The organism is endosymbiont of Acanthamoeba sp. UWC8, assembly GCF_000730245.1.
Classification (GTDB): domain Bacteria; phylum Pseudomonadota; class Alphaproteobacteria; order Rickettsiales; family Midichloriaceae; genus Jidaibacter.
Window position 1 is genome coordinate 400,296 of sequence record NZ_CP004403.1, and the last position, 21,239, is coordinate 421,534.

Genomic DNA, 21,239 nt, shown 5'->3' on the forward strand with positions numbered 1-21,239 from the left:
TTTTTAATTGATTTCATACTTAGCATCACTTATTAACTGCTCCACTAAATCTTTCATAGTTAGGCCGACTCTTAATATCAGATCCGGTACCATTGAATACTTGGTAAGCCCCGGATGCGTGTTAATCTCAAGGAAGTATAATCCTTCGCTACCTTGGTTTTCATTATATCTGAAATCGCATCTGCTTACTGTTCTGCACCCCAGCGCTTCATGCACGACTTCAGCATATTTTAGCGCTTTTTTATAAACATCTTCCGGAATTTCCGCCGGAAATATATGATCGGTAACCCCATCGGTATATTTTGCTTCATAATCTAAAAACTTGACTTTCGGTCTCAGTTCAAGCACACCTAAAGCTCTGCCGTTAAAATATGCTACACTCAGCTCTTTACCGGGAATAAATTCTTCAATTAAAAGCTGATTACCATACTTCCAATCTTTATAATCAAACTGGAAATTATCACCTTCTTTTATAATATGCACACCCAAACTTGAGCCTTGCTGCACAGGTTTAATTACATACGGCTTTGGAAATAACCCCTCTTTAGCTTTAGATGCTTCGACTACTTCTTCTAAGGTAACAACTTTTCCGGGCGCAACCTTAACACCCCTGCTTGCCACTATTTCTCTGGCCATCCTTTTATTAATCCCAATCGCAGAAGCCATAATTCCTGAATGCGTGTAAGGAATTTTCATAGTTTCCAATACCCCTACTATAGCGCCGTCTTCTCCATAAGTTCCATGTAACGCATTAAACACAACATCAGGCTTGACCTCAGCAAGCTTTATTGCAATATCTTCTTTCGGATCTATAATACTCACCTTATATCCCAGCTCATTTAAAATTTTAACTACCTGTTCCCCTGACATTATAGAAACGTCATGCTCAGCAGATAAGCCGCCCATTAATACTGCTACATGCTTAAACTTATTACTCATATATTTTTTTCTTCCCTCTCATAGTATTGGAATTCTTCCAAATAATTTTTGAGCACTCCTTGCTCATGAAAAATATTTTCTGCTTCTTTTAAATCCTTAGGTAGCAATTGTAAAGCATACTGTTCATCAAATGCATTTCCATAGATTCTTTCATAATATAAATTCTCATTTTTTAAGCCGTGTAATGCCCCAATTAATACAAAAGCAATCACTTTTTCAAGTGATGCATTTGCCGAAGGCACTCTAAGTTCAATTCTTCTAAACTCAGGTTTACTATCAGGAACCCTAATTGCGGTTGTTCGGTTATTTCCTCCCCAACTAATATTAATTGGAGCCATAAATTTTGCACTAAATCTACTAAAATCTTTCTCACCCCCGAAAAAATATATTCCCTCTCTTATAATATCAAGTATTCCGTATATGCATTTCTTTAATTCATAACTCTGATTAGTATTAGCTAAAGAAAAAAAATTTCTCTCTTCTTTATTAAGAAAATTTAGATGTACATGCAGTGAAGAACCGTAATCTCCCGGGAACGGCTTCGGATCAAAATTAACCAAGTAACCACATGCTCTGGAATGCTTCCCTAAAATGGCTTTCAGCTCCTCCAAGTAAGTTATCAGTATGGGTAAATCGGAAGTATAGTTTGATTGCACCTCAAATTGCCCCCTTCCCTTCTCTTCTTCAAGTATTATGTTTTGTTCAGCCAAAAGCTGCCTAAGCAGAGAAGCTTGAAGATGATCAATTTGATTATCCTTTAAATCAGTAAGATAAAACTCAAGTTCAAAACCGATTTGAGGAGTAAGGTTGAGAGTAGAAAAAAGCTCATCCTGCAAATTAAGAATGAGCTTTTTTAAATTTCCGGTAACCACAACTTATTTTATTTCTGAATTTATCCAATCACTTAATGTACTCTTAGGCATAGACCCAACTTTTGTAGCAATATGCTTGCCGTCTTGGAACAGCATTAACGTCGGTATGCCACGAACGCCCATTTTAGTCGGGGTATCCGGGTTTTCATCAATATTCATTTTCAACACTTTAACTTGGTTTTCAAATTCGGAAGCAATTTCATCAACAATCGGGCTCAGCTGCCTGCATGGACCACACCATTCCGCCCAAAAATCAACTAAGGCATATCCCTTATGTTCTTTTACTTCTTTTTCAAAAGTTGTATCGGTTACTGAATTTGACATTATTAAGTCCCTATTAATACATTTAAACTGATTAGATGCTATTTTAAATAGGTTATATTGTCAATACGCGCTTGAAAGTATACGAAATAGTGGTATAAGTTTACAAATCAATATATATATTTTAGAGATTCATGGCTAAAGAAGAATTACTTGAATTTAAAGGAAAAGTAGTAGAACTTTTACCAAACGCGACTTTTAGAGTGCTTCTTGAAAACGGGCATGAGATTATTGCTTATACTTCCGGCAAAATGAGAAAAAACAGAATAAGAGTTTTAGCCGGTGACGATGTTACCGTGGAGATGACTCCTTACGACCTTTCCAAAGGAAGAGTAAAACATAGACATAAAGACGGCATCCCCGCTCCCGTTGAGGAATAATGCCTAAACTTATCCTTGCCTCAACCTCACCGAGAAGATTATCTTTACTTAAGCAAATCGGATACACACCCGACCTCATCTTCGCCCCCGAGATAGATGAAACTCCTCTCAAAAAAGAACTGCCTTCAGCTTTAGTAAAAAGATTATCCTATGAGAAAGCTAAGAGAGCGCAAAGCGAGCATAAGGATGATATAATACTTGCAGCAGATACTGTGGTTGCAAGAGGAAGAAGAGTTATCGGAAAACCTGAAGGAACAGAGGAAGCGCGCGCTTTTCTTAACTTTCTTTCAGGTCATAAGCATAGAACCTATACGGGAGTTTCAGCAATTTACAAAGAAAAAGTAATTACTAAAATTTCACATACCACAGTTAAATTTAAAAGAATTTCTGCTGAAGAGTTGGATTTATATATAGCATCCCGGCAGTGGGAAGGAAAGTCAGGCGCCTATTCTATTCAGGGTATGGCTAATATGTTTATAGAATATATTATCGGCTCTGACACTAATGTAATTGGGTTAAACTTAAACATAACTTATAAAATCTTAAGCTCTTTAGGGCTGAAACCGATGGTCGGAAGCAAAAGCACTTAGCTGTAATTCTTTGCAGAAGATAACTTACATATAAATTAAGCTTGGCAATAAAATACAGTTAATTTTAGAAGCACATCTTTATATTAATTAATATATACTTATATTTTACCTACATATTTATATTAACAACTTGGGATAAAAATCGCTTAAAAGTTAAGTATTTATTAAAACCTGACTTTAAGCTATGATATTTGTATAAACAGTTGAGCATATTGTTGCAATAGATTCTTTTACCCGCCCTTTCCTTTTTCTTAAATTAAATATAAGAAATTGATTAATAACCTTACACTTCATAAGTTCACTAATCTCCTCTTCAAGCAGCTCTTGTTCAAAGCGCAATCTTTCTAATTCTTTAAAATACTTTATGTCTTCAATCATAAAAAAGCTCTAAAAGCCAGTTAATATTACTATTACAGCAGGATCAACTAAACCCCATACCCCATATATTTAACAAATTCTTAATAAAAAGTTAATAAAAAATTTAAATTTATAAAACCGCAGATTCTTGAAGCCTCCAGATTAAGTAAAAATCCTTTCATCCCATTTTGGCATTATATACAAAAATAAATTATTATTACACTTAATTTTTATTATTTTTTATAATAAATTAACTTTATAGGTCATATTTATTTATTAGACATTAAATAACTTAGAAAAAATTATGAATTTTAAAAACTTGTAAATATTGTGATTTATTACTATTCTATGATGTGTAGTGTTTATTGGTAATTGGAGATAAAATTAAATGAATATTCATGAGTATCAGGCAAAACAAGTGCTTGCAAAATATGGGGTATCTGTACCGACGGGAGAAGCGGCATTTAGCGTTGAAGAAGCAGTTGCTGCGGCTAACAAGCTAATTCCGGCTGATACTAAAGACAAAGATTCTATTTGGGTAGTGAAAGCTCAAATTCATGCAGGCGGCAGAGGCAAAGCAGGTGGTGTTAAAGTTGTTAAAACCATTGAAGATGTAGAAGCGGAAGCAAAAAGAATGCTTGGCATGACACTAATCACAAAGCAAACCGGGCCTGAAGGAAAGATGGTAAGAAGGCTTTATATTGAGAAAGGCTCTCATATTAAGAAAGAATATTACCTATCTTTAGTTCTTGATAGAATGACAGGCGGCTTGGTGTTTATAGCATCCACTGAAGGCGGAGTAGAAATTGAAGAAGTAGCTGAAGCTCATCCTGAAAAAATCGTAAAAGTTGCAGTTGATCCTGCATATGGAATTCAGGATTTTCACCTGAGAAAAATTGCTTTTGGGCTCGGCTTTGAAGGTGATAAAGTTAAGGCTCTTTCTAAGCTTGCGAGGAACTTATATAATGCGTTCATCGCAACCGATGCTAATCAAATTGAAATCAACCCGCTTATTGAAACTACAGACGGTAGCATATTAGCACTTGATGCAAAAATTAACTTTGATGCAAATGCTCTTTACAAGCACCCTGAGATCGCCGAACTTCGCGATGAGCATGAAGAAGATCCACTTGAGGTTGAAGCTCATAAGGATGACCTTAACTATATTAAGATGGAAGGGAACATCGGTTGCATGGTAAATGGTGCCGGGCTTGCAATGGCTACCATGGATATCATTAAGCTTTACGGCGGTTCACCTGCAAACTTTTTAGACGTGGGCGGCGGAGCAACTAAAGAAAAAGTTACTAAAGCTTTTAAATTAATTCTTTCGGATAAGAACGTGAAAGGCATTTTAGTTAATATCTTTGGCGGAATTATGAGATGCGACATTATTGCAGAAGGAGTAATTCATGCTGCTAAAGAAGTTGGGGTGCAGGTGCCTGTAGTTGTTAGACTCGCAGGAACAAATGCTGATAAAGGCAAAGAAATGCTTTCCTCTTCAGGGCTTGCTTTAATTCCGGCAAATGATTTAGCTGACGCAGCTCAAAAAATCGTAAGTGCAATCAAATAATTTAAAGGTTAACAAATGTCTATTCTGGTAAATTCTAATACTAAAGTAATATGCCAAGGTTTCACCGGAGCACAAGGCACTTTCCATTCCGAGCAAGCAGTTGCGTACGGCACGAAAATGGTTGGTGGTGTTACTCCCGGCAAAGGCGGCACAACACACCTGAATCTTCCGGTATTTAATACCGTAGATGAAGCGGTTAAAAAAACACAAGCTAATGCATCGGTAATTTATGTCCCGCCTGCATTTGCAGCCGATGCTATTTTAGAAGCTATAGATGCTCAAGTTGAGCTTATAGTTTGTATCACCGAAGGTATCCCCGTGTTAGATATGGTGAGAGTTAAACGTGCATTGGTCGGCTCAAAGTCAAGGCTTATCGGCCCCAACTGCCCGGGTGTTATCACCCCCGATCAATGTAAGATCGGTATTATGCCGGGTTACATTCATAAACCGGGTAAGATCGGTATAGTATCAAGATCAGGTACTTTAACTTATGAAGCAGTTGCACAGACTACTGCCGTAAACTTAGGACAATCCACGTGTGTGGGTATTGGTGGTGATCCGGTAAACGGCACTAACTTCGTAGATGTACTTGAGCTTTTTGTGAAAGATGAAGAAACCGAAGCAATTATCATGATCGGTGAAATCGGTGGTACTGCTGAAGTCGACGGTGCAAACTTTATTAAAGAGTCAAAAACCAAGAAACCGGTAGTAGGGTTCATTGCAGGAATAACTGCTCCTCCTGGTAAAAGAATGGGGCACGCAGGTGCAATAGTTTCAGGCGGGCAAGATACAGCTGAAAGCAAGATCGAGGCAATGAAAAGTGCCGGTATATTTGTCTCTGAGTCTCCTGCAAGCTTAGGGACTACAATGCTGGATGCATTAAAATCCAAATAAGCTTTATAACTAATCACATTTTAAAAGCACTATTAGTTCCGAAAAAGCTAATAGTGCTTTTTTAGCAGAAAAATTATGTAAGCAAATCTGGAGATAGTAAAAATGATATGTTAGAAATTATTAAAATTAAATCGTGAGTATATATAATGCGTATTATCACCGGAAAACATAAGAACCGAAAAATACTTACCGCCTTAAAAGGTAACAATGCTAAAAACTTTAGGCCAAGCACCGAAAAAACTCGAGAGGCTATTTTTAATATTATTAATAGCACAACCTTTGAAATTGAAAATTTTATGGGAAGTGCCAATGTTCTTGATTTATTCTGCGGCTCAGGAGCATTAGGCTTGGAAGCGTTATCGAGAGGTGTAAAATTTGTAACTTTTATTGACAAGGAACCATCTCATATTGCGATCTCTAAGCAAAACGTAGAAAATTTTAACGAGCTTACAAACTCTGAATTCATAGTCTGTGATGCTACAAAGCTTAAAAGCAACCATAAGAAATATAATTTAATTTTGTTAGACCCCCCTTACAATATGCCAAACATCATTACCTCTTCTCTTAAAGCTTTAGAAGAAGGCAATTGGATTGATAAACAGAACTTTATAATTATTGAACATGCCAGAAGAGATAAGTTTGTTTTAAGCCCGGGATATGAAATTCTTTCTTCAAAAGTATATGGCTCTTCAGCACTCACAATTTGCAGATTTTTAGGCCATAAGTAAAAAAATGCTTGTTTTATGTGATAACTATGATATATAAATGACCCATGACAGGATGATCCCGTAGCTCAGTTGGTAGAGCAATTGACTTTTAATCAATTGGTCACGCGTTCGAGTCGCGTCGGGATCACCACTTAAAGCCCCACAAATAGCACTCTCCAGCCCTTTCTTATATTTTTTACTCACTAATACTAAAATATTCTTCCCCTCCCCTCTTATCTTCGCCCTAACCTATTGTATTTACGAATATATTAGCAGCTTTTTTCTTCTCATTTTATTGATATTATACTTAGAAACTTTCCCCCTCTTTAGTACACGGTTAGTACACAAAATTATCCTTTTACACTCTCATTTCGATTTGATTATTTTGTTTTCTAACCACTTTTATCAGAACTTAATTACGGTTGACTTTGCAAGCCTTTGTACGGTAACACCTGAATTTATAAGCAAAACTTAATTAAGACAAAAGATGACAAAGCTAACTAAAACAATAATTGAAAACGCTGAGGTAAAGGAAAAACCTTATTTTATATTTGATACTCAAGTTCCCGGATTTTGTGTAAGAATATCACCAACAGGCAAACGCCATTACTACCTACAATATATGGCTAATAAATCCGTTAAAAGGCTAGCGCTAGGGCAACACGGTATTATAACGGTAGAAAAAGCCAGGGATAAAGCAATTACCATGTTAGCCAAGGTTAAAGACGGAGGAGACCCGCAAGCAGAAAAAACTAAAAAAGCTCTGGAAGCAAATATGAAAGAACTTGCTGCTCGTTATCTGGAATATATCCCTTCTCACTGTAAAAAACGTACTATAAAAGGATATGAGCATTACCTCAATCAGCATATACTTCCTTCCTTAGGTAACATGAAAATCTCGGAAGTTACTCGTGCCGATATTGCTTATATCCATCATACAATGAACCACATCCAATACAAAGCTAACCGTTGCCTGGCTGTGTTATCTGTTATGTTTAATCTTGCCGAAATGTGGGGTTTAAGAGTTGCCGGCACCAATCCCTGCAAGCATATTAAGAAATATACAGAGCAGAAGCGAGAACGATTCTTAAGTAAAGAAGAAGCTAAGCGCCTAGGGCAAGTATTACAACAAATGAAGACTGATGATAGTGAGAACATAGCAGCCGTTTATTGCATTGAGCTTTTACTTTATACAGGTTGCAGGCTTGGGGAGATTCAAACTTTGAAATGGGGTTATATAGATTATAATAGTTCCTGTATACGCCTGCCTGACTCTAAGACCGGTGCCCGTATAGTCCATATAGGAGCTAATGTGACTAGTTTACTAAAAGAGATACAAGCTCATCCGCTAAGGCCTAAATGTCAAGCCCCCGAAATATGTTCCAGTTTTTAGTTAGTGACAAGTCATGTAGTTAACGATTGTATTAGGAGCTGGCGGCTTGTAATTTAGAGAGCTATGAGGTCTAATTTCGTTGTAGTGTTTACGCCAGTTTTCTATAATAACTTGTGCTTCATTTAATGTACAAAATGATTCTCCATTTAGTAATTCATCTCTAAGGCTACCGTTAAACCTTTCATTGAATCCATTCTCCCATGGGCTACCGGGAGTAATATATGCTGTTTTTACCTTTAGCACTTCTAACCATTTCTGAAGAGTTTTAGCAGTAAACTCACTGCCATTATCTGAACGGATAAAATCAGGTATCGCTTCCGTCATAAATAACTTAGATAATACATCAATCACATTATCAGATGTAAGGTTATAACCAACCTTGATTGCTAAGCATTTACGACTAAATTCATCTATTACCGTTAGCATCCTGATCTTCCTGCCATTACTTAGCCTATCCGTTACAAAATCGTAACTCCACACATGATTAGCATATAATGGCCTAAGTCTAATACAGCTACCATCATTAAAGTATAACCTTCCTCTCTTCTTCTGCTTTTTGGGGACTTTTAATCCTTCTTCACGCCAAATACGCTCAACCCGTTTATGGTTAACTTGCCATCCGTCAGCTTTTAGTAATGCTGTTATCCGGCGATAGCCATAACGTCCATATTTAGTTGCTATATCTATAATATCTTTACGAAGAGCATCTTCATCATTAGCTTTTTTAGGTATATAGCGCTGAACAGAGCGAGAGACATACAATAATCTACATGCCTTACGCTCTGATATATCATATTTTTGACATGCTGATACTACTGCTTTACGCTTCTGCTCAGCGCTTATTAGTTTCCCTCAGCTACATCTTTTAGTATTAAATTACTAAGGGTAAGCTCAGCTACAGCGCGTTTTAAACGCATATTCTCAACCTCAAGATTCTTTAGACGTTTAATCTGGGAAATCTCCATGCCGCCATATTCTTTACGCCATTTATAATATGTAGCATCAGAAATACCTAACTGTTTGCACATCCTGATAACGCTCTCTCCCTGGCTAAGTATTACCTCTGCCTGCCTTAATAACCTTATTATCTGCTCACTATTATATTTCTTCTTCATCATATAATTACTCCATCTAAATTTATTTATAGATTAGCTCAATAGCTATCTATTTACTAACCTATTCATGGAGCTATTATACGGGGGCAGGACAAAATAGTAAAACTAACTCAAAATCTCATCCTCTTAAGCCAAAGTATTTACAGCATCTTTTATTAGAAGATAATGATTTTAAACATTTAAATACTACAACTAAGGTTACTCCAGAGCTATTAGAGAAAGTTGAGCTACGAAAGTATTACCTTTTTTGGACTAAGGATAGAGAGCTATATAACTACGAGCAGGAGATCAGGAGGGTTCACGAACTTTGGGCTATATGGTTAAGAGAGCATGGAAAATCACTATTTGAAGAAATTGAGTGTAAAATAGATACTCAAGAAGAACAAACGGAGTTAGAAAAGTATCATCAAGAAAAGAATGATACTATTTCTAAAAGTTTTAAAACATTCAAAGAAGAAATTAATAAGCTTCATACTTCAAATAAGTTAATGACTAATCCTCACCTTTTAGTTTTAAAAGCTTGGGATTATGAAAATATTTATTATGATCGAGAGCAATACCGCTTTAATAATTTTCTTACAACGACTGCAGGCGATCCGAACGAAAATGACGAAGGTAGTTTGAATAGCTTTATATCCTGGGGAGCAGGTGTATTTAGAGATGCAGTCAATAAAGTTACCGGTACGGTAAGCAGTATATTTCAATCCATGTTTGGAGAATATGAGGTTACAGACCCGCTAAGTGAAGCAATGACTTTCTTAGAACGTGCTAAAAGCTTAGATGATGTTTATTCCTGGACGATTCATAATGCTCTAAGTTACTTTTATCTGCTTAAGGAGAGCAAAGGCATTGTAGATATTGATCAAGATAAAGATGCAGGCAGGATAAAACAAACATTTTACGAGCACTCTATAAATGCTTATAGGGCAATAAATGATACGGTAATACCGCAGCTCGAAAGCCAGCTTGCATATTTAATGATGCATAACGTAATAAACTCTACAGATGATCTAACATTGCAGTTAGCCGGCTCAATAGAGTTGTATAAAAAGATTATGGAGCTTATAGCCGGTAACATAAATGTTATTTCAGAAAGTAGTGGGGAGCAAGGGATAAGGGTTAAACGAGGAGTAGGGTTAAGTGAAGTAATAAATAAAATAAATATGACTGAAGCAATCATGCAGTTTGCAAATAACAGCATTGAAACTAAAGCAAACAGTAGAACTCTTTTAACCAGCTTGGCTGACCCGGTGATATTCAAAGGTAGCCAGATAACCGCCGCTGAAATTGAGGATTTAGGAGGAAGATTATTTGAGATAGAAGCATATGACTTAGATAATGACGAAGATTGGTTTGGAACTATCTTTTCTGCACTTATCGGTATTGCTCAGATCGTAATAGGAGTAACATTAATTATGACTGGTCAATTATCAGCCTTTTCAGTACTATTTGCCAAAGGGATGATAATAAGCGGGATAAGTGATATAGTATCAAGCACAATATCTATAATTAACGGCACCCCGATTGACCCGATAGAGTTCTTTAAATCTAAAGGAATAACCTATGCTATAAATTTAATAACCGCAGGACTTGGTCAGTTAGGAACTAACCTAGGAGTATTTGAAGGTCTAGCCAAAGGTTTAGAAGAAGCGGGAAAAGTAGCTACATTCATAAAGGAAGGAGCTGTAATTGCAGTAGGAATACAGGCGGTAGGAGCCGTTTTATACAATGTAGGTAAGCATGCGGCATTAGATAAAGATGAATTGGAAGCAAAAGTTAGAAATGAAGTAGAAACTTTAGTTGCTCAGTATATGGCGCAGTTAAAGCAAATATTTGCAGCAGATACCTGGAACAAGAATAACCAAGCTATAGAAAATATGCTAATGAAGCAGGCTGAAGAGATAATTAAAGGCTATAGCAAGAAATTTACCGATACAGGTACCCAGAGTATCCTTGGAGGACTATCAAGCGTAATAGGATTAGTTGCGAGCGGCACGGGATTTGGGAATATAGGAGGAGGGTTTAATGTAGCCGGTACAGTCTTTAACGGAGTAACTACGCTTGCCATGAACGGGATAAAGAGCAGTGAAGCGCTGGATCATTTTATAGAGAAGATGCAAGCAAGGATTAAAAGTCTTGCAGAAAGAAATGCACTTAATAGTTATAATATGATGCAAAGTCAGTTAGTGAGTAGTTTTGGCGAAGTTGTATCGGTGGAGCTGATGGATGCGATCAGCAGTCAGGGATATTTAGTAAACGGAGGGATAGATTATAATAACTGCCAATCACTTAAAAAGCTCAATGTAAGCCCTGCAACACAAGCAATAAGAGATGTCGGGCTGATTACGATATGTGATAAGATAGGTCAAGCATTAAAAGGGGATTACTCTTCAGATATATCAAGATTTAAAAATAATTTAGTGAGGTTATTAACCGGAGGATTATATAGCGTTAAGAAAGAAGGGATAAGTAATATAGCACAGTTTCTAGCCAGCGAAGGTGTAAACTTTGTGAGAAGCAGAGTTGAAATGCATGAGAAGGAGAAGGCTGAGGCTGAGGCTAAGGCTGAAAAAGAGAAGGCGGAAAGAATGAGGCCTGTAAGAGAGCAAGCGGATGATATGCTCTTTAGGTATGATGAAACGACCGAGTATGTAAAAAACAAACTTGACGAATCGATGAAGCGCGCTGAAGTTAAAATACATGAGGTTGAGATAGGAGATACTGTAGATGGTATAGCAGCTGAGTACGGGGTGAGCAGAGATGATATTTTAGAAGCAAACCCTAACTTAAAAGATAAAACCTCTGTTGATAAGCAAGGCAGAACAATAATACTGATTAAGGAAGGAGAAAAATTAATCCTACCTCAGGGCGCCAGTAAACAAACGGGTTCAAAAGGCAATAGCGGTAATCAAAAGCCCAATAAGCCTACAAATGATAATACAGATACTAAATCCAAATTTACCCAACCTGAGCCCGATAGAAGCAACAACAAGGCTGAACCCCGATCTTCCTCACAACCGACATATACTTGTATAGATGGAATGTGCTCTATGGACGGGGAACAACTACGGGGTAATGATAGGAGTAATAGTGTAGATGAACCTATATTTCAAAATATCGGATTATCCACAAACGATAATAACAAAGAGGAGCTTTTAAGGTCAATAGAATTAAAGCTTCAAAAAGCATATAAATGGAGCGAAGATAAGGTTGATGATGGAATCCGTTGGATGGAAAAAGGACTTGCAATAGATAAAGCGAAAGCTGAAGCAGTTGCTTCACAGTTGCCTGGCAGAGAAGATGGCCCAGCTGATGCTTATAGGCATTTATTATGGGCTGCTGAACTTACTAGAAAATCTTATTTAAGTGGTATTATTTTAACTCTTCACGAAATTTCATCACCGAGTAAAGGCACAATGTCAGATTTGCATAATAATAGAATAGGTAAAGAAATAGGCTTATATGTTGCTGAAAATGGTGGAGATTGGTTGGAAATAGTAAAATTATCTAGAGATATAATGAAAAAAAGTTTCAGTGACTATGATTATAATTTTCCACAAGACTGGATAAAACATGATAGCATTATTTTTAAGGAATACTATACTACTGATAAAGAGAAAATTATTTTACATAACGGCTTGAAAGTTGATAGACCAAGTGTTCTTCATCCATCACTTTGGACAAAAAACCCTGAAGTAGTAAGGAATGGCGCTAGGGTAAGGCTAAGTAACCAAGAATCAAATTGGCCTAAAGAAAATTGGGAAAATAATTTTTATTACGAACCTGGGAGTAAAGCAAAGTAATATGAGTAAGATTAAAAAATTTTTTAACATTAATATATTTAGAAAGAAATATCTAATACTCAAATTAATTATACCAATACTATCAGTTTTATATTTTATATTATTTCAAATTTCCTTCTTGGGAAAAGAAGAAATAAATATATTTTTTTCTATTTCCAATATATTTTTAATTATATCAATTTTTATAATAAAATTCCCTAGAAAATATAAAATTTTATTCCTACCTTTTTTTATAATGAATATTTTCGTTTGTTGTAGAGGAATTGGGTATTTAGTAGTATTTCAATTTTTAGAATATAATAATGACTTCATATTTATTATTTTGATATTACTGGTTTACTTATTTATTAATTTTTATATGTTGTATTTATTTTTAAGCATAGTTAAATTAAATATCAAAAAATAGAAAAAGCAAGATTGTGAAACTTAAGAATTTAAAAATTAGGCCTGAATTGGAAGGAAATAAAGATAAAAGGCTAATTGACGATATACAGGAAGATAAGCAAGATAATCCTACCTCACGGTGCTAATAAACAAATGGGTTCAAAAGGCAGTAGCGACAATCATAAGCACCATAAAGCTGCAAATGATAATACAGATACTAAAGTCGCATTTACCCAACCTGAGCCCGATAGAAGCAACAACAAGGCTGAACCCCGATCTTCCTCCCAACCGACATATAGTTGTATAGATGGAATGTGCTCTATGGACGGTGAACAACTATGGAGTAATAAAGAAGCGGGTTACACAGCACAGGATTCAGCGAAAGCAACCCGAATATCCGATAACCATGATTACACAACTAATGCGGGGGATGATAATGCAAACCGCGCAGGCGATTTGAAATACGAGGAATTTAAAAGACGCGAATTAAGTAAGTGGCAATGGGAATTATATGAGCATCATGTTAATAACAATGTTAACAATAATATTTTAGAAAACCCTTATACTATAGAATATAATTTATATAATGATGAATTACTGGATGACTACTTAAGAGGAGCATATGCTCGGTATCAAAAAGAAGGTGACTTTACAACCTCTCCTTTTGGGTTAATGTTACACACGACGGGAAGCGGGATTAAAGAATTCAAACGAGAAAACCCTAAAACTGCTCAATTCATAAGGGATGCAATAGATGAGGTAGAAAAGGCATTAGGTTATGCAATAGATCCTTACCTGAAAATGAATAGTGAGTTCGCTGACTTATTCTATGATGCTACTATAGGGAAGGAAGCTAAGGAAAATTTATATCGGAAAGAGAATGAGTTTTGGAAAGATGTTCACAGCAAATATGAATCAAGCTTTACCGATGAACAAAAGGAAGCATTTAAAACAATTCTTGAGGCTTCAGGGATTGCAGGAACGGGTAAGCTAATTAAAGAAGGGGCAACCGTAGCTTTTAAGAAAGGTACGCATCATCTACACAAAAATGATATCCCAACGCAAGCATAGTTGATGATATTAATATTGGATCAGGGAAAGGAAATGTGTAAAGGTTGGAGATGTAAGAATTGATGATATCAGCCACCTACCACCACTAAGACAAGAGTATATTAAGGAAGTAAGAGGACTAAAAGAGGTAGTAAACGACTTATATAGCCAAGGAAAAACGAGCGAGGAAGTTGCTCGAATAGTTAGCCAAATGAGAAAAGATATCGGAGTTAAATATAAAGATTTGACTCCTCAAAAATTATTAGAAAAAATATATGAGAGAAATGAGATAAAATATGGTGATAAACTCGGCCCTACCACAGATTATTTTAGAAGCCAGGGTATGTCATGGGAAAATATTATCGAGAAAGCTTGCCGTGAAGGTGGGAAAGATATTAATTTTAATAAATAATTGTAGGTAAATTACTTATGGAACAATTTTATGATAAAAATAATAAATTAAATATAAAATTATCTGAAGTAGCAAATGATCAGTTATTTATTAAAATAGCTGATATTATAATTCAAACTATTGGTGCTACTATTATTGAAAAATTAGATGGAATTGATCAGCGATATTGGGATTTTAAGCTAGGTAAAGCTAAGTTTTGTTTACATCAAGAACATTATTTAGGTATCATTGTTTATTCTTTAAGTGAGGATGTAAATGAAATTATATATAAACTATGTTGTAAAGTAATAGACATACTGCGAAATGATAAAAGGATATGATTATCTATCAGTGAATAATATCACCCTACTAGGTCAATACACTTAGGAGGACATTCAAAAATAGTAAGTGAAAAGCTTGCTGATAAGATGGATAAAGCTATTAATACCGGTGAAATGCAAGGATGGACACAAGAGCAGTATAAAGAAGCGTTGCATAATATAATAGTTGAGGAGAGAGCTAAGCTTAGGAGTGGAGATAGAGCTTTAAATAAACATAAACGATATTGGGCTGAGGAGCAGAAGTAAAATGGATAAAGAAAAAAAACTTGGTTTATTAATGATGACGGAAGGTGTCCCCAAACTTTATATGTCATGTATGATCATAGAAGATGTGGATCTAAAGTAAGATTTATGGTGGGTAAAGAAATTGATATAGAAGAGACAGGCATTTTAATATTTAATGTAGAAGATACAAAGTGGGCTAAACCTGAACATATATTAAAGTGGGACTTTTTACCAAATAGCACAAGGATACCGCTTGCAAATGATAAAGCGCTAAAGTTACTGGAAGAAGTAGCACCCGGGCAGTTCCAGGCAATCCCAGCTGAGCTTAGAATGCCCGATGGTAGCATAATTAAAGATTATAAATTGATCAATATTATTTGCCCGGTAGAAGCTATAGAGTATGATAAATGTCCTTTGAAACCAGAAAAATTTAGAACAGAGGCTAATAAACATGAGGAGTATTATTATAAAAGAGATTGCTTAAAGGATAACATACAAATAGCTGTTGAAAAAACCCGCCCTGTATTTCTAGCCTCCGAAAAACTAAAAAAAGCTATAAAATCTAATAATATTACAGGCATGGTTTTTAAAGACACATACGCAGGCTGCCATAAGTTTATAGAGGAATAGTCTTCCGGCGGAGTAACTACGCTTGCCATGAACGGTATAAAGAGCAGTGAAGCGCTGGATCATTTTATAGAAAAGATGCAAGCAAGGATTAAAAGTGCTGAAGAAAGAAATGCACTTAATAGTTATAATATGATGCAAAGTCAGTTAGTGAGTAGTTTCGGCGAAGTTGTATCGGTGGAGCTGATGGATGCGATCAGCAGTCAGGGATATTTAGTAAACGGAGGGATAGATTATAATAACTGCCAATCACTTAAAAAGCTCAATGTAAGCCCTGCAACACAAGCAATAAGAGATGTCGGGCTGATTACGATATGTGATAAGATAGGTCAAGCATTAAAAGGGGACTACTCTTCAGATATATCAAGATTTAAAGATAATTTAGTGAGGTTATTAACCGGAGGATTATATAGCGTTAAGAAAGAAGGGATAAGTAATATAGCACAGTTTCTAGCCAGCGAAGGTGTAAACTTTGTGAGAAGCAGAGTTGAAATGCATGAGAAGGAGAAGGCTGAGGCTGAGGCTAAGGCTGAAAAAGAGAAGGCGGAAAGAATGAGGCCTGTAAGAGAGCAAGCGGATGATATGCTCTTTAGGTATGATGAAACGACCGAGTATGTAAAAAACAAACTTGACGAATCGATGAAGCGCGCTGAAGTTAAAATACATGAGGTTGAGATAGGAGATACTGTAGATGGTATAGCAGCTGAGTACGGGGTGAGCAGAGATGATATTTTAGAAGCAAACCCTAAATTAAAAGATAAAACCTCTGTTGATAAGCAAGGCAGAACTATAATACTTATCAAAGTGGGAGAGAATTTAATCCTACCTCAGGGAGCCAGTAAACAAACTGGTTCAAAAGGCAGTAGCGGGAATCAAAATAACTATAAGCCGGCGAATGATAATACGGATACTAAATCCGCATTTAACCAACCTGAGCCCGATAGAAGCAACAACAAGGCTGAACCCCGATCTTCCTCCCAACCGACATATAGTTGTATAGATGGAATGTGCTCTATGGACGGTGAACAACTATGGAGTAATAAAGAAGCGGGTTACACAGCACAGGATTCAGCGAAAGCAACCCGAATATCCGATAACCATGATTACACAACTAATGCGGGGGATGATAATGCAAACCGCGCAGGCGATTTGAAATACGAGGAATTTAAAAGACGCGAATTAAGTAAGTGGCAATGGGAGTTATATGAACATCATGTTAATAACGATGTTAACAATAATATTTTAGAAAACCCTTATTTCATAGAATATAATTTATATAATGATGAATTACTGGATGACTACTTAAGAGGAGCATATGCCCAGTATCAAAAAGAAGGTGACTTTACAACCTCTCCTTATGGGTTAATGTTACACACAACGGGAAGCGGGATTAATGAATTTAAGAATACAGAAAAATATAAAGATATAAAACGATTTATATTTAATCCTATAGTAATAGATATATCTATCTCAGAAGCAGTAGCTTCTCAGTTACCAGGTAGAGAAAATGGTCCTGCTGATGCATATAGGCACTTACTATGGTCAGGTGAACTAACTAGAAGATACCCCGAGTGGGGAGTAGAATGGGGGTTAAATAAGCATGAGGAAACCTCACCAAGCATAGGTTCAGCTTCAGATTATTATAATAATAAAATAGGTATGGAAATAGCCAGGGATGTTGCTAAAAAAGGAGGAGATTGGCATGATATAAAAAGGTTATCTAGAGATGCAATTAATAAAAGTTTCAGAGACTATGATCCCAATTCTCCCCAAGGTTGGATAAAACACACAAATGAGTATGGTGAATTTTATACTACCTGCAAAGAACGTATCACTTTAGATAATGGTTTGGAAATTGACAGAGTAAGCGTTCTCCACCCGTCACAATGGAATGGTAATCCTAAAATAAAAATAGATGGAGTGGAAGTTGAATTAAGTATAAAAGAATCAAATTGGCCTAAAGGTAATTGGGAGAAAAATTTTATATATGAACCGGGAAGCAAAGCAAAGAAATATGAATAAGATAAAAAAATTTTTTACTATTGAAATATCAAAAACTAAAATTTTTATTAATAAGAATATTTATGTCAATCTCAGCTTTTTGCTACTATACACTTTTTACATTTTTAGCAGCTTTCAATGAAAAAATCATACACCTTATACCTCCTATAGCAAATATAGCAATAATGATACCTGCATTTTTAATTAGATTTCCAATAAGATACAGAATATTATTACTACCTTTTTTGATATTAAATATAAATATATCTTTCAATGAAATCCGAGATGCAGCTGAGATATTATTAAAACGAAGTGATATGCGAACAATTAATAATTATATTTTTATCGTCATGATATTATTGCTTAACTTAGCAATTAATATCTACGCAATATATTTAACTATAAGTACAGTTAAAGTTTCTGATAAAGAGTATATATATAAAAAAATTAAAGGCTCATTATATGTTTTTTATAATGAGAAAGGGAAGAACTTGTTAGCATTTTATACTCCACTTATTTTAATGATTAGCTATGCATTAATATATATAGTTTTAAATATAATTTATAATAGATTAGCAGCATATTTTATTATATTTAGTGCCCTTGTTATTATATTTTGCTCGATACTTAAAAAATATTGCAATTCTTATATAAATGCACTTTTAAGAATATTTATAAATTTACTAATATTATTAATCTTGGGCACAATAGTAGCACCTATGATTATAACTTTTATAATAGCAGTGGGAGATTTTTATTAATAAAATAAAGAAATACGTCGAGAAGCTGAGGATATGAAGAGTAAATCCGCCAACAGGATTAACAGAGCTTCCGGAGTATTTGTAAAGCAACCTCAATCTACTGCTGAGCCTGAGGTTTATCCGGTTAAGGATGGTGACACTGTAGATGGTATAGCAGCTGAGTATAGGGTGAGCAGAGATGATATTTTAGAAGCAAACCCTAAATTAAAAGATAAGATATCTGTTGATAAGCAAGGCAGAACAAAAATACTGATTAAGTGTCAAGCCCCCGAAATATGTTCCAGTTTTTAGTTAGTGACAAGTCATGTAGTTAACGATTGTATTAGGAGCTGGCGGCTTGTAATTTAGAGAGCTATGAGGTCTAATTTCGTTGTAGTGTTTACGCCAGTTTTCTATAATAACTTGTGCTTCATTTAATGTACAAAATGATTCTCCATTTAGTAATTCATCTCTAAGGCTACCGTTAAACCTTTCATTGAATCCATTCTCCCATGGGCTACCGGGAGTAATATATGCTGTTTTTACCTTTAGCACTTCTAACCATTTCTGAAGAGTTTTAGCAGTAAACTCACTGCCATTATCTGAACGGATAAAATCAGGTATCGCTTCCGTCATAAATAACTTAGATAATACATCAATCACATTATCAGATGTAAGGTTATAACCAACCTTGATTGCTAAGCATTTACGACTAAATTCATCTATTACCGTTAGCATCCTGATCTTCCTGCCATTACTTAGCCTATCCGTTACAAAATCGTAACTCCACACATGATTAGCATATAATGGCCTAAGTCTAATACAGCTACCATCATTAAAGTATAACCTTCCTCTCTTCTTCTGCTTTTTGGGGACTTTTAATCCTTCTTCACGCCAAATACGCTCAACCCGTTTATGGTTAACTTGCCATCCGTCAGCTTTTAGTAATGCTGTTATCCGGCGATAGCCATAACGTCCATATTTAGTTGCTATATCTATAATATCTTTACGAAGAGCATCTTCATCATTAGCTTTTTTAGGTATATAGCGCTGAACAGAGCGAGAGACATACAATAATCTACATGCCTTACGCTCTGATATATCATATTTTTGACATGCTGATACTACTGCTTTACGCTTCTGCTCAGCGCTTATTAGTTTCCCTCAGCTACATCTTTTAGTATTAAATTACTAAGGGTAAGCTCAGCTACAGCGCGTTTTAAACGCATATTCTCAACCTCAAGATTCTTTAGACGTTTAATCTGGGAAATCTCCATGCCGCCATATTCTTTACGCCATTTATAATATGTAGCATCAGAAATACCTAACTGTTTGCACATCCTGATAACGCTCTCTCCCTGGCTAAGTATTACCTCTGCCTGCCTTAATAACCTTATTATCTGCTCACTATTATATTTCTTCTTCATCATATAATTACTCCATCTAAATTTATTTATAGATTAGCTCAATAGCTATCTATTTACTAACCTATTCATGGAGCTATTATACGGGGGCAGGACAGATAAATTACGTTTAGGATAGATAGCCTGTATTTCCAATATACGCATTATCCTTAATACACGCTTGCGGTTCGTTTCATATCCGGCATGACTTAGTAATACCGTAATCCTCCTGTAGCCCATAAATGGATAACGGTTATGTAAATCTTTAATTTCATTCATCAAAGTAACATCATCCGATAACACTTTAGGTTTATAATATAAGCTTGATAAATTGACTCCCAATAATTTTGCCTTGCAACGTTTACTTAGCTTGCTACCTTTAGATGTATTTACTATTTGTTGTCGCTTCGCCAGGCTTATTTGCCTAGCACTTTCGACAAAAAATCGTTCTCTACCTTTAATCTCCCTATAGTAGCATGTAATGCTTCTATCTCTTTGTTTGGATCTTGAGTTGTGCAAGCGTTCTTAAATACTTCAGAACCATGTTCTAATAAGGCGGCTTTCCATTTGTATATTTGGCTGGATACTACCGCATATTCTTGGCAAAGCTGGCTTATCGTCTTATCTCCTTTCAAGGCTGCTAGCGCTACCTTAAATTTATATGCTGCTGTATGGGGTTTCTTCTTTATATTTGATTTAGTCATAAATTACCTTCTATATTTAAGTTTAATTTACACCCTAAATCCTCCTCTCTCAACTGTTCCAGTTTTTGGGGAGCACTTCTGGTATTTAGGGAAATCTTTAGCGGATGAGCTAAGAGTTCAAGGTATGGAAATATTTACCAAAGTGAGGAAAAATATGAAGAAGCGTATAATCAACAAAGCGCAGAAGTTCTTATTAAGCAAGAGAGGTATAATTGAAACCGTGATAGATCAATTAAAGAATTGCTGCCATATAGAGCATAAGGCATAGGAGCCCGATAAATGCCTTTGTAAATATCATCTCGGGTTTAATCGCTTATTGCTTTAAAAATCGCAAACCATCATTAAAACTTAATGATTTACAACCGCTTAACCATTCCCTTATGCCGAACTGAGGTTAAGTAATAGCACATTTATAAGTGAGGCAAACATGAA

At 35.6% G+C, this 21,239-nt stretch carries 24 protein-coding genes and 1 tRNA gene; 17 read left to right on the plus strand and 8 right to left on the minus strand.

Annotated elements, in window-relative coordinates:
- Window positions 1–3: 3 nt before the first annotated feature.
- The 3 genes from I862_RS01870 to trxA are packed head-to-tail and all read right to left on the minus strand — an operon-like array spanning window position 4 to window position 2,135.
- Window positions 4–939, minus strand: a complete 936-nt coding sequence (locus I862_RS01870; protein ID WP_038538340.1) for a D-alanine--D-alanine ligase — start codon at window positions 937–939, stop codon at window positions 4–6.
- The gene (locus I862_RS01875; RefSeq protein ID WP_038538343.1) at window positions 936–1,811 is read right to left on the minus strand and encodes a type I glutamate--ammonia ligase; all 876 of its coding nucleotides are present in this window, start codon (window positions 1,809–1,811) and stop codon (window positions 936–938) included. Before I862_RS01875 ends, I862_RS01870 begins: the two co-directional genes overlap by 4 nt.
- A gap of 3 nt (window positions 1,812–1,814) precedes the next feature.
- Entirely contained in the window at window positions 1,815–2,135 is a 321-nt protein-coding gene (gene trxA / locus I862_RS01880) for a thioredoxin (RefSeq protein ID WP_038538346.1), read from the minus strand.
- A gap of 131 nt (window positions 2,136–2,266) precedes the next feature.
- Here trxA and infA point away from each other — a divergent pair, with 131 nt between their 5' ends.
- Both infA and I862_RS01890 read left to right on the plus strand, forming a co-directional pair.
- Window positions 2,267–2,512 (plus strand): translation initiation factor IF-1, encoded by a 246-nt coding sequence (gene infA / locus I862_RS01885; RefSeq protein ID WP_038538349.1) that lies wholly within the window; start codon window positions 2,267–2,269, stop codon window positions 2,510–2,512.
- Window positions 2,512–3,102 carry a Maf family protein gene (locus tag I862_RS01890; protein WP_038538352.1) on the plus strand — a complete coding sequence of 197 codons (591 nt, stop codon included), beginning with the start codon at window positions 2,512–2,514 and terminating at the stop codon, window positions 3,100–3,102. The genes infA and I862_RS01890 overlap by 1 nt, the downstream gene beginning before the upstream one ends.
- A gap of 177 nt (window positions 3,103–3,279) precedes the next feature.
- On the opposite strand, the gene I862_RS01895 is transcribed toward I862_RS01890, so the two are convergent.
- Window positions 3,280–3,480 (minus strand): hypothetical protein, encoded by a 201-nt coding sequence (locus I862_RS01895; RefSeq protein WP_038538355.1) that lies wholly within the window; start codon window positions 3,478–3,480, stop codon window positions 3,280–3,282.
- 367 nt (window positions 3,481–3,847) lie between these two features.
- Between I862_RS01895 and sucC the strand changes: the two genes are divergently transcribed.
- The 5 genes from sucC to I862_RS01920 all read left to right on the plus strand — a co-directional run bounded on the left by sucC (window position 3,848) and on the right by I862_RS01920 (window position 8,023).
- Entirely contained in the window at window positions 3,848–5,029 is a 1,182-nt protein-coding gene (sucC, locus tag I862_RS01900) for an ADP-forming succinate--CoA ligase subunit beta (RefSeq protein ID WP_038538358.1), read from the plus strand.
- Window positions 5,030–5,044: 15 nt separating this feature from the next.
- Window positions 5,045–5,923 (plus strand): succinate--CoA ligase subunit alpha, encoded by an 879-nt coding sequence (sucD, locus tag I862_RS01905; protein WP_038538362.1) that lies wholly within the window; start codon window positions 5,045–5,047, stop codon window positions 5,921–5,923.
- Between the two features lie 146 nt (window positions 5,924–6,069).
- Window positions 6,070–6,651, plus strand: a complete 582-nt coding sequence (gene rsmD, locus I862_RS01910) for a 16S rRNA (guanine(966)-N(2))-methyltransferase RsmD (protein ID WP_038538365.1) — start codon at window positions 6,070–6,072, stop codon at window positions 6,649–6,651.
- Window positions 6,652–6,705: 54 nt separating this feature from the next.
- Window positions 6,706–6,781, plus strand: a tRNA-Lys gene (locus tag I862_RS01915).
- 336 nt (window positions 6,782–7,117) lie between these two features.
- On the plus strand, window positions 7,118–8,023 hold the full coding sequence (locus I862_RS01920; RefSeq protein ID WP_052646313.1) for a tyrosine-type recombinase/integrase: 906 nt from the start codon (window positions 7,118–7,120) through the stop codon (window positions 8,021–8,023).
- On the opposite strand, the gene I862_RS01925 is transcribed toward I862_RS01920, so the two are convergent.
- Window positions 8,024–9,141, minus strand: a protein-coding gene (locus tag I862_RS01925; RefSeq protein ID WP_095666394.1) for an IS3 family transposase whose coding sequence is annotated in 2 segments (ribosomal slippage) — window positions 8,024–8,877 and window positions 8,877–9,141 — 1,119 coding nt in all. Because the reading frame shifts where the segments join, the coding sequence is not laid out codon by codon here.
- A 485-nt stretch (window positions 9,142–9,626) separates the two neighbouring features.
- Between I862_RS01925 and I862_RS01935 the strand changes: the two genes are divergently transcribed.
- The 9 genes from I862_RS01935 (at window position 9,627) to I862_RS01975 (ending at window position 19,012) form a co-directional block, all read left to right on the plus strand.
- Complete coding sequence (locus I862_RS01935) at window positions 9,627–12,941, plus strand: LysM peptidoglycan-binding domain-containing protein (protein ID WP_038538372.1); 3,315 nt, start codon at window positions 9,627–9,629, stop codon at window positions 12,939–12,941.
- Window positions 12,942–13,478: 537 nt separating this feature from the next.
- Complete coding sequence (locus I862_RS01945; RefSeq protein WP_038538378.1) at window positions 13,479–14,396, plus strand: hypothetical protein; 918 nt, start codon at window positions 13,479–13,481, stop codon at window positions 14,394–14,396.
- Between the two features lie 190 nt (window positions 14,397–14,586).
- A complete protein-coding gene (locus I862_RS08515; RefSeq protein WP_052646314.1) occupies window positions 14,587–14,787 on the plus strand; it encodes a hypothetical protein in 201 nt (66 codons plus the stop codon).
- 17 nt (window positions 14,788–14,804) lie between these two features.
- A complete protein-coding gene (locus I862_RS07795; protein WP_052646315.1) occupies window positions 14,805–15,107 on the plus strand; it encodes a DUF3630 family protein in 303 nt (100 codons plus the stop codon).
- A gap of 87 nt (window positions 15,108–15,194) precedes the next feature.
- Complete coding sequence (locus tag I862_RS08370; protein ID WP_158499247.1) at window positions 15,195–15,353, plus strand: hypothetical protein; 159 nt, start codon at window positions 15,195–15,197, stop codon at window positions 15,351–15,353.
- Window positions 15,354–15,419: 66 nt separating this feature from the next.
- Window positions 15,420–15,962 carry an imm11 family protein gene (locus tag I862_RS01960; RefSeq protein WP_148299461.1) on the plus strand — a complete coding sequence of 181 codons (543 nt, stop codon included), beginning with the start codon at window positions 15,420–15,422 and terminating at the stop codon, window positions 15,960–15,962.
- A gap of 27 nt (window positions 15,963–15,989) precedes the next feature.
- Window positions 15,990–17,981 carry a LysM peptidoglycan-binding domain-containing protein gene (locus tag I862_RS01965; protein WP_038538384.1) on the plus strand — a complete coding sequence of 664 codons (1,992 nt, stop codon included), beginning with the start codon at window positions 15,990–15,992 and terminating at the stop codon, window positions 17,979–17,981.
- Between the two features lie 20 nt (window positions 17,982–18,001).
- Window positions 18,002–18,721 (plus strand): hypothetical protein, encoded by a 720-nt coding sequence (locus tag I862_RS01970; protein WP_148299462.1) that lies wholly within the window; start codon window positions 18,002–18,004, stop codon window positions 18,719–18,721.
- Between the two features lie 33 nt (window positions 18,722–18,754).
- Complete coding sequence (locus I862_RS01975) at window positions 18,755–19,012, plus strand: LysM peptidoglycan-binding domain-containing protein (protein WP_038538390.1); 258 nt, start codon at window positions 18,755–18,757, stop codon at window positions 19,010–19,012.
- Here I862_RS01975 and I862_RS01980 read toward each other — a convergent pair.
- From I862_RS01980 to I862_RS01990, 3 genes are all read right to left on the minus strand, one after another.
- Window positions 19,013–20,130, minus strand: a protein-coding gene (locus tag I862_RS01980; protein ID WP_095666394.1) for an IS3 family transposase whose coding sequence is annotated in 2 segments (ribosomal slippage) — window positions 19,013–19,866 and window positions 19,866–20,130 — 1,119 coding nt in all. Because the reading frame shifts where the segments join, the coding sequence is not laid out codon by codon here. It lies immediately after the preceding gene.
- A 42-nt stretch (window positions 20,131–20,172) separates the two neighbouring features.
- On the minus strand, window positions 20,173–20,445 hold the full coding sequence (locus tag I862_RS08080; protein WP_075260576.1) for an IS3 family transposase: 273 nt from the start codon (window positions 20,443–20,445) through the stop codon (window positions 20,173–20,175).
- A 74-nt stretch (window positions 20,446–20,519) separates the two neighbouring features.
- Window positions 20,520–20,807 (minus strand): transposase, encoded by a 288-nt coding sequence (locus I862_RS01990; RefSeq protein WP_038538395.1) that lies wholly within the window; start codon window positions 20,805–20,807, stop codon window positions 20,520–20,522.
- Between the two features lie 25 nt (window positions 20,808–20,832).
- Here I862_RS01990 and I862_RS08800 point away from each other — a divergent pair, with 25 nt between their 5' ends.
- On the plus strand, window positions 20,833–21,075 hold the full coding sequence (locus tag I862_RS08800; RefSeq protein ID WP_411572136.1) for a transposase: 243 nt from the start codon (window positions 20,833–20,835) through the stop codon (window positions 21,073–21,075).
- The last annotated feature ends 164 nt before the right edge of the window (window positions 21,076–21,239 follow it).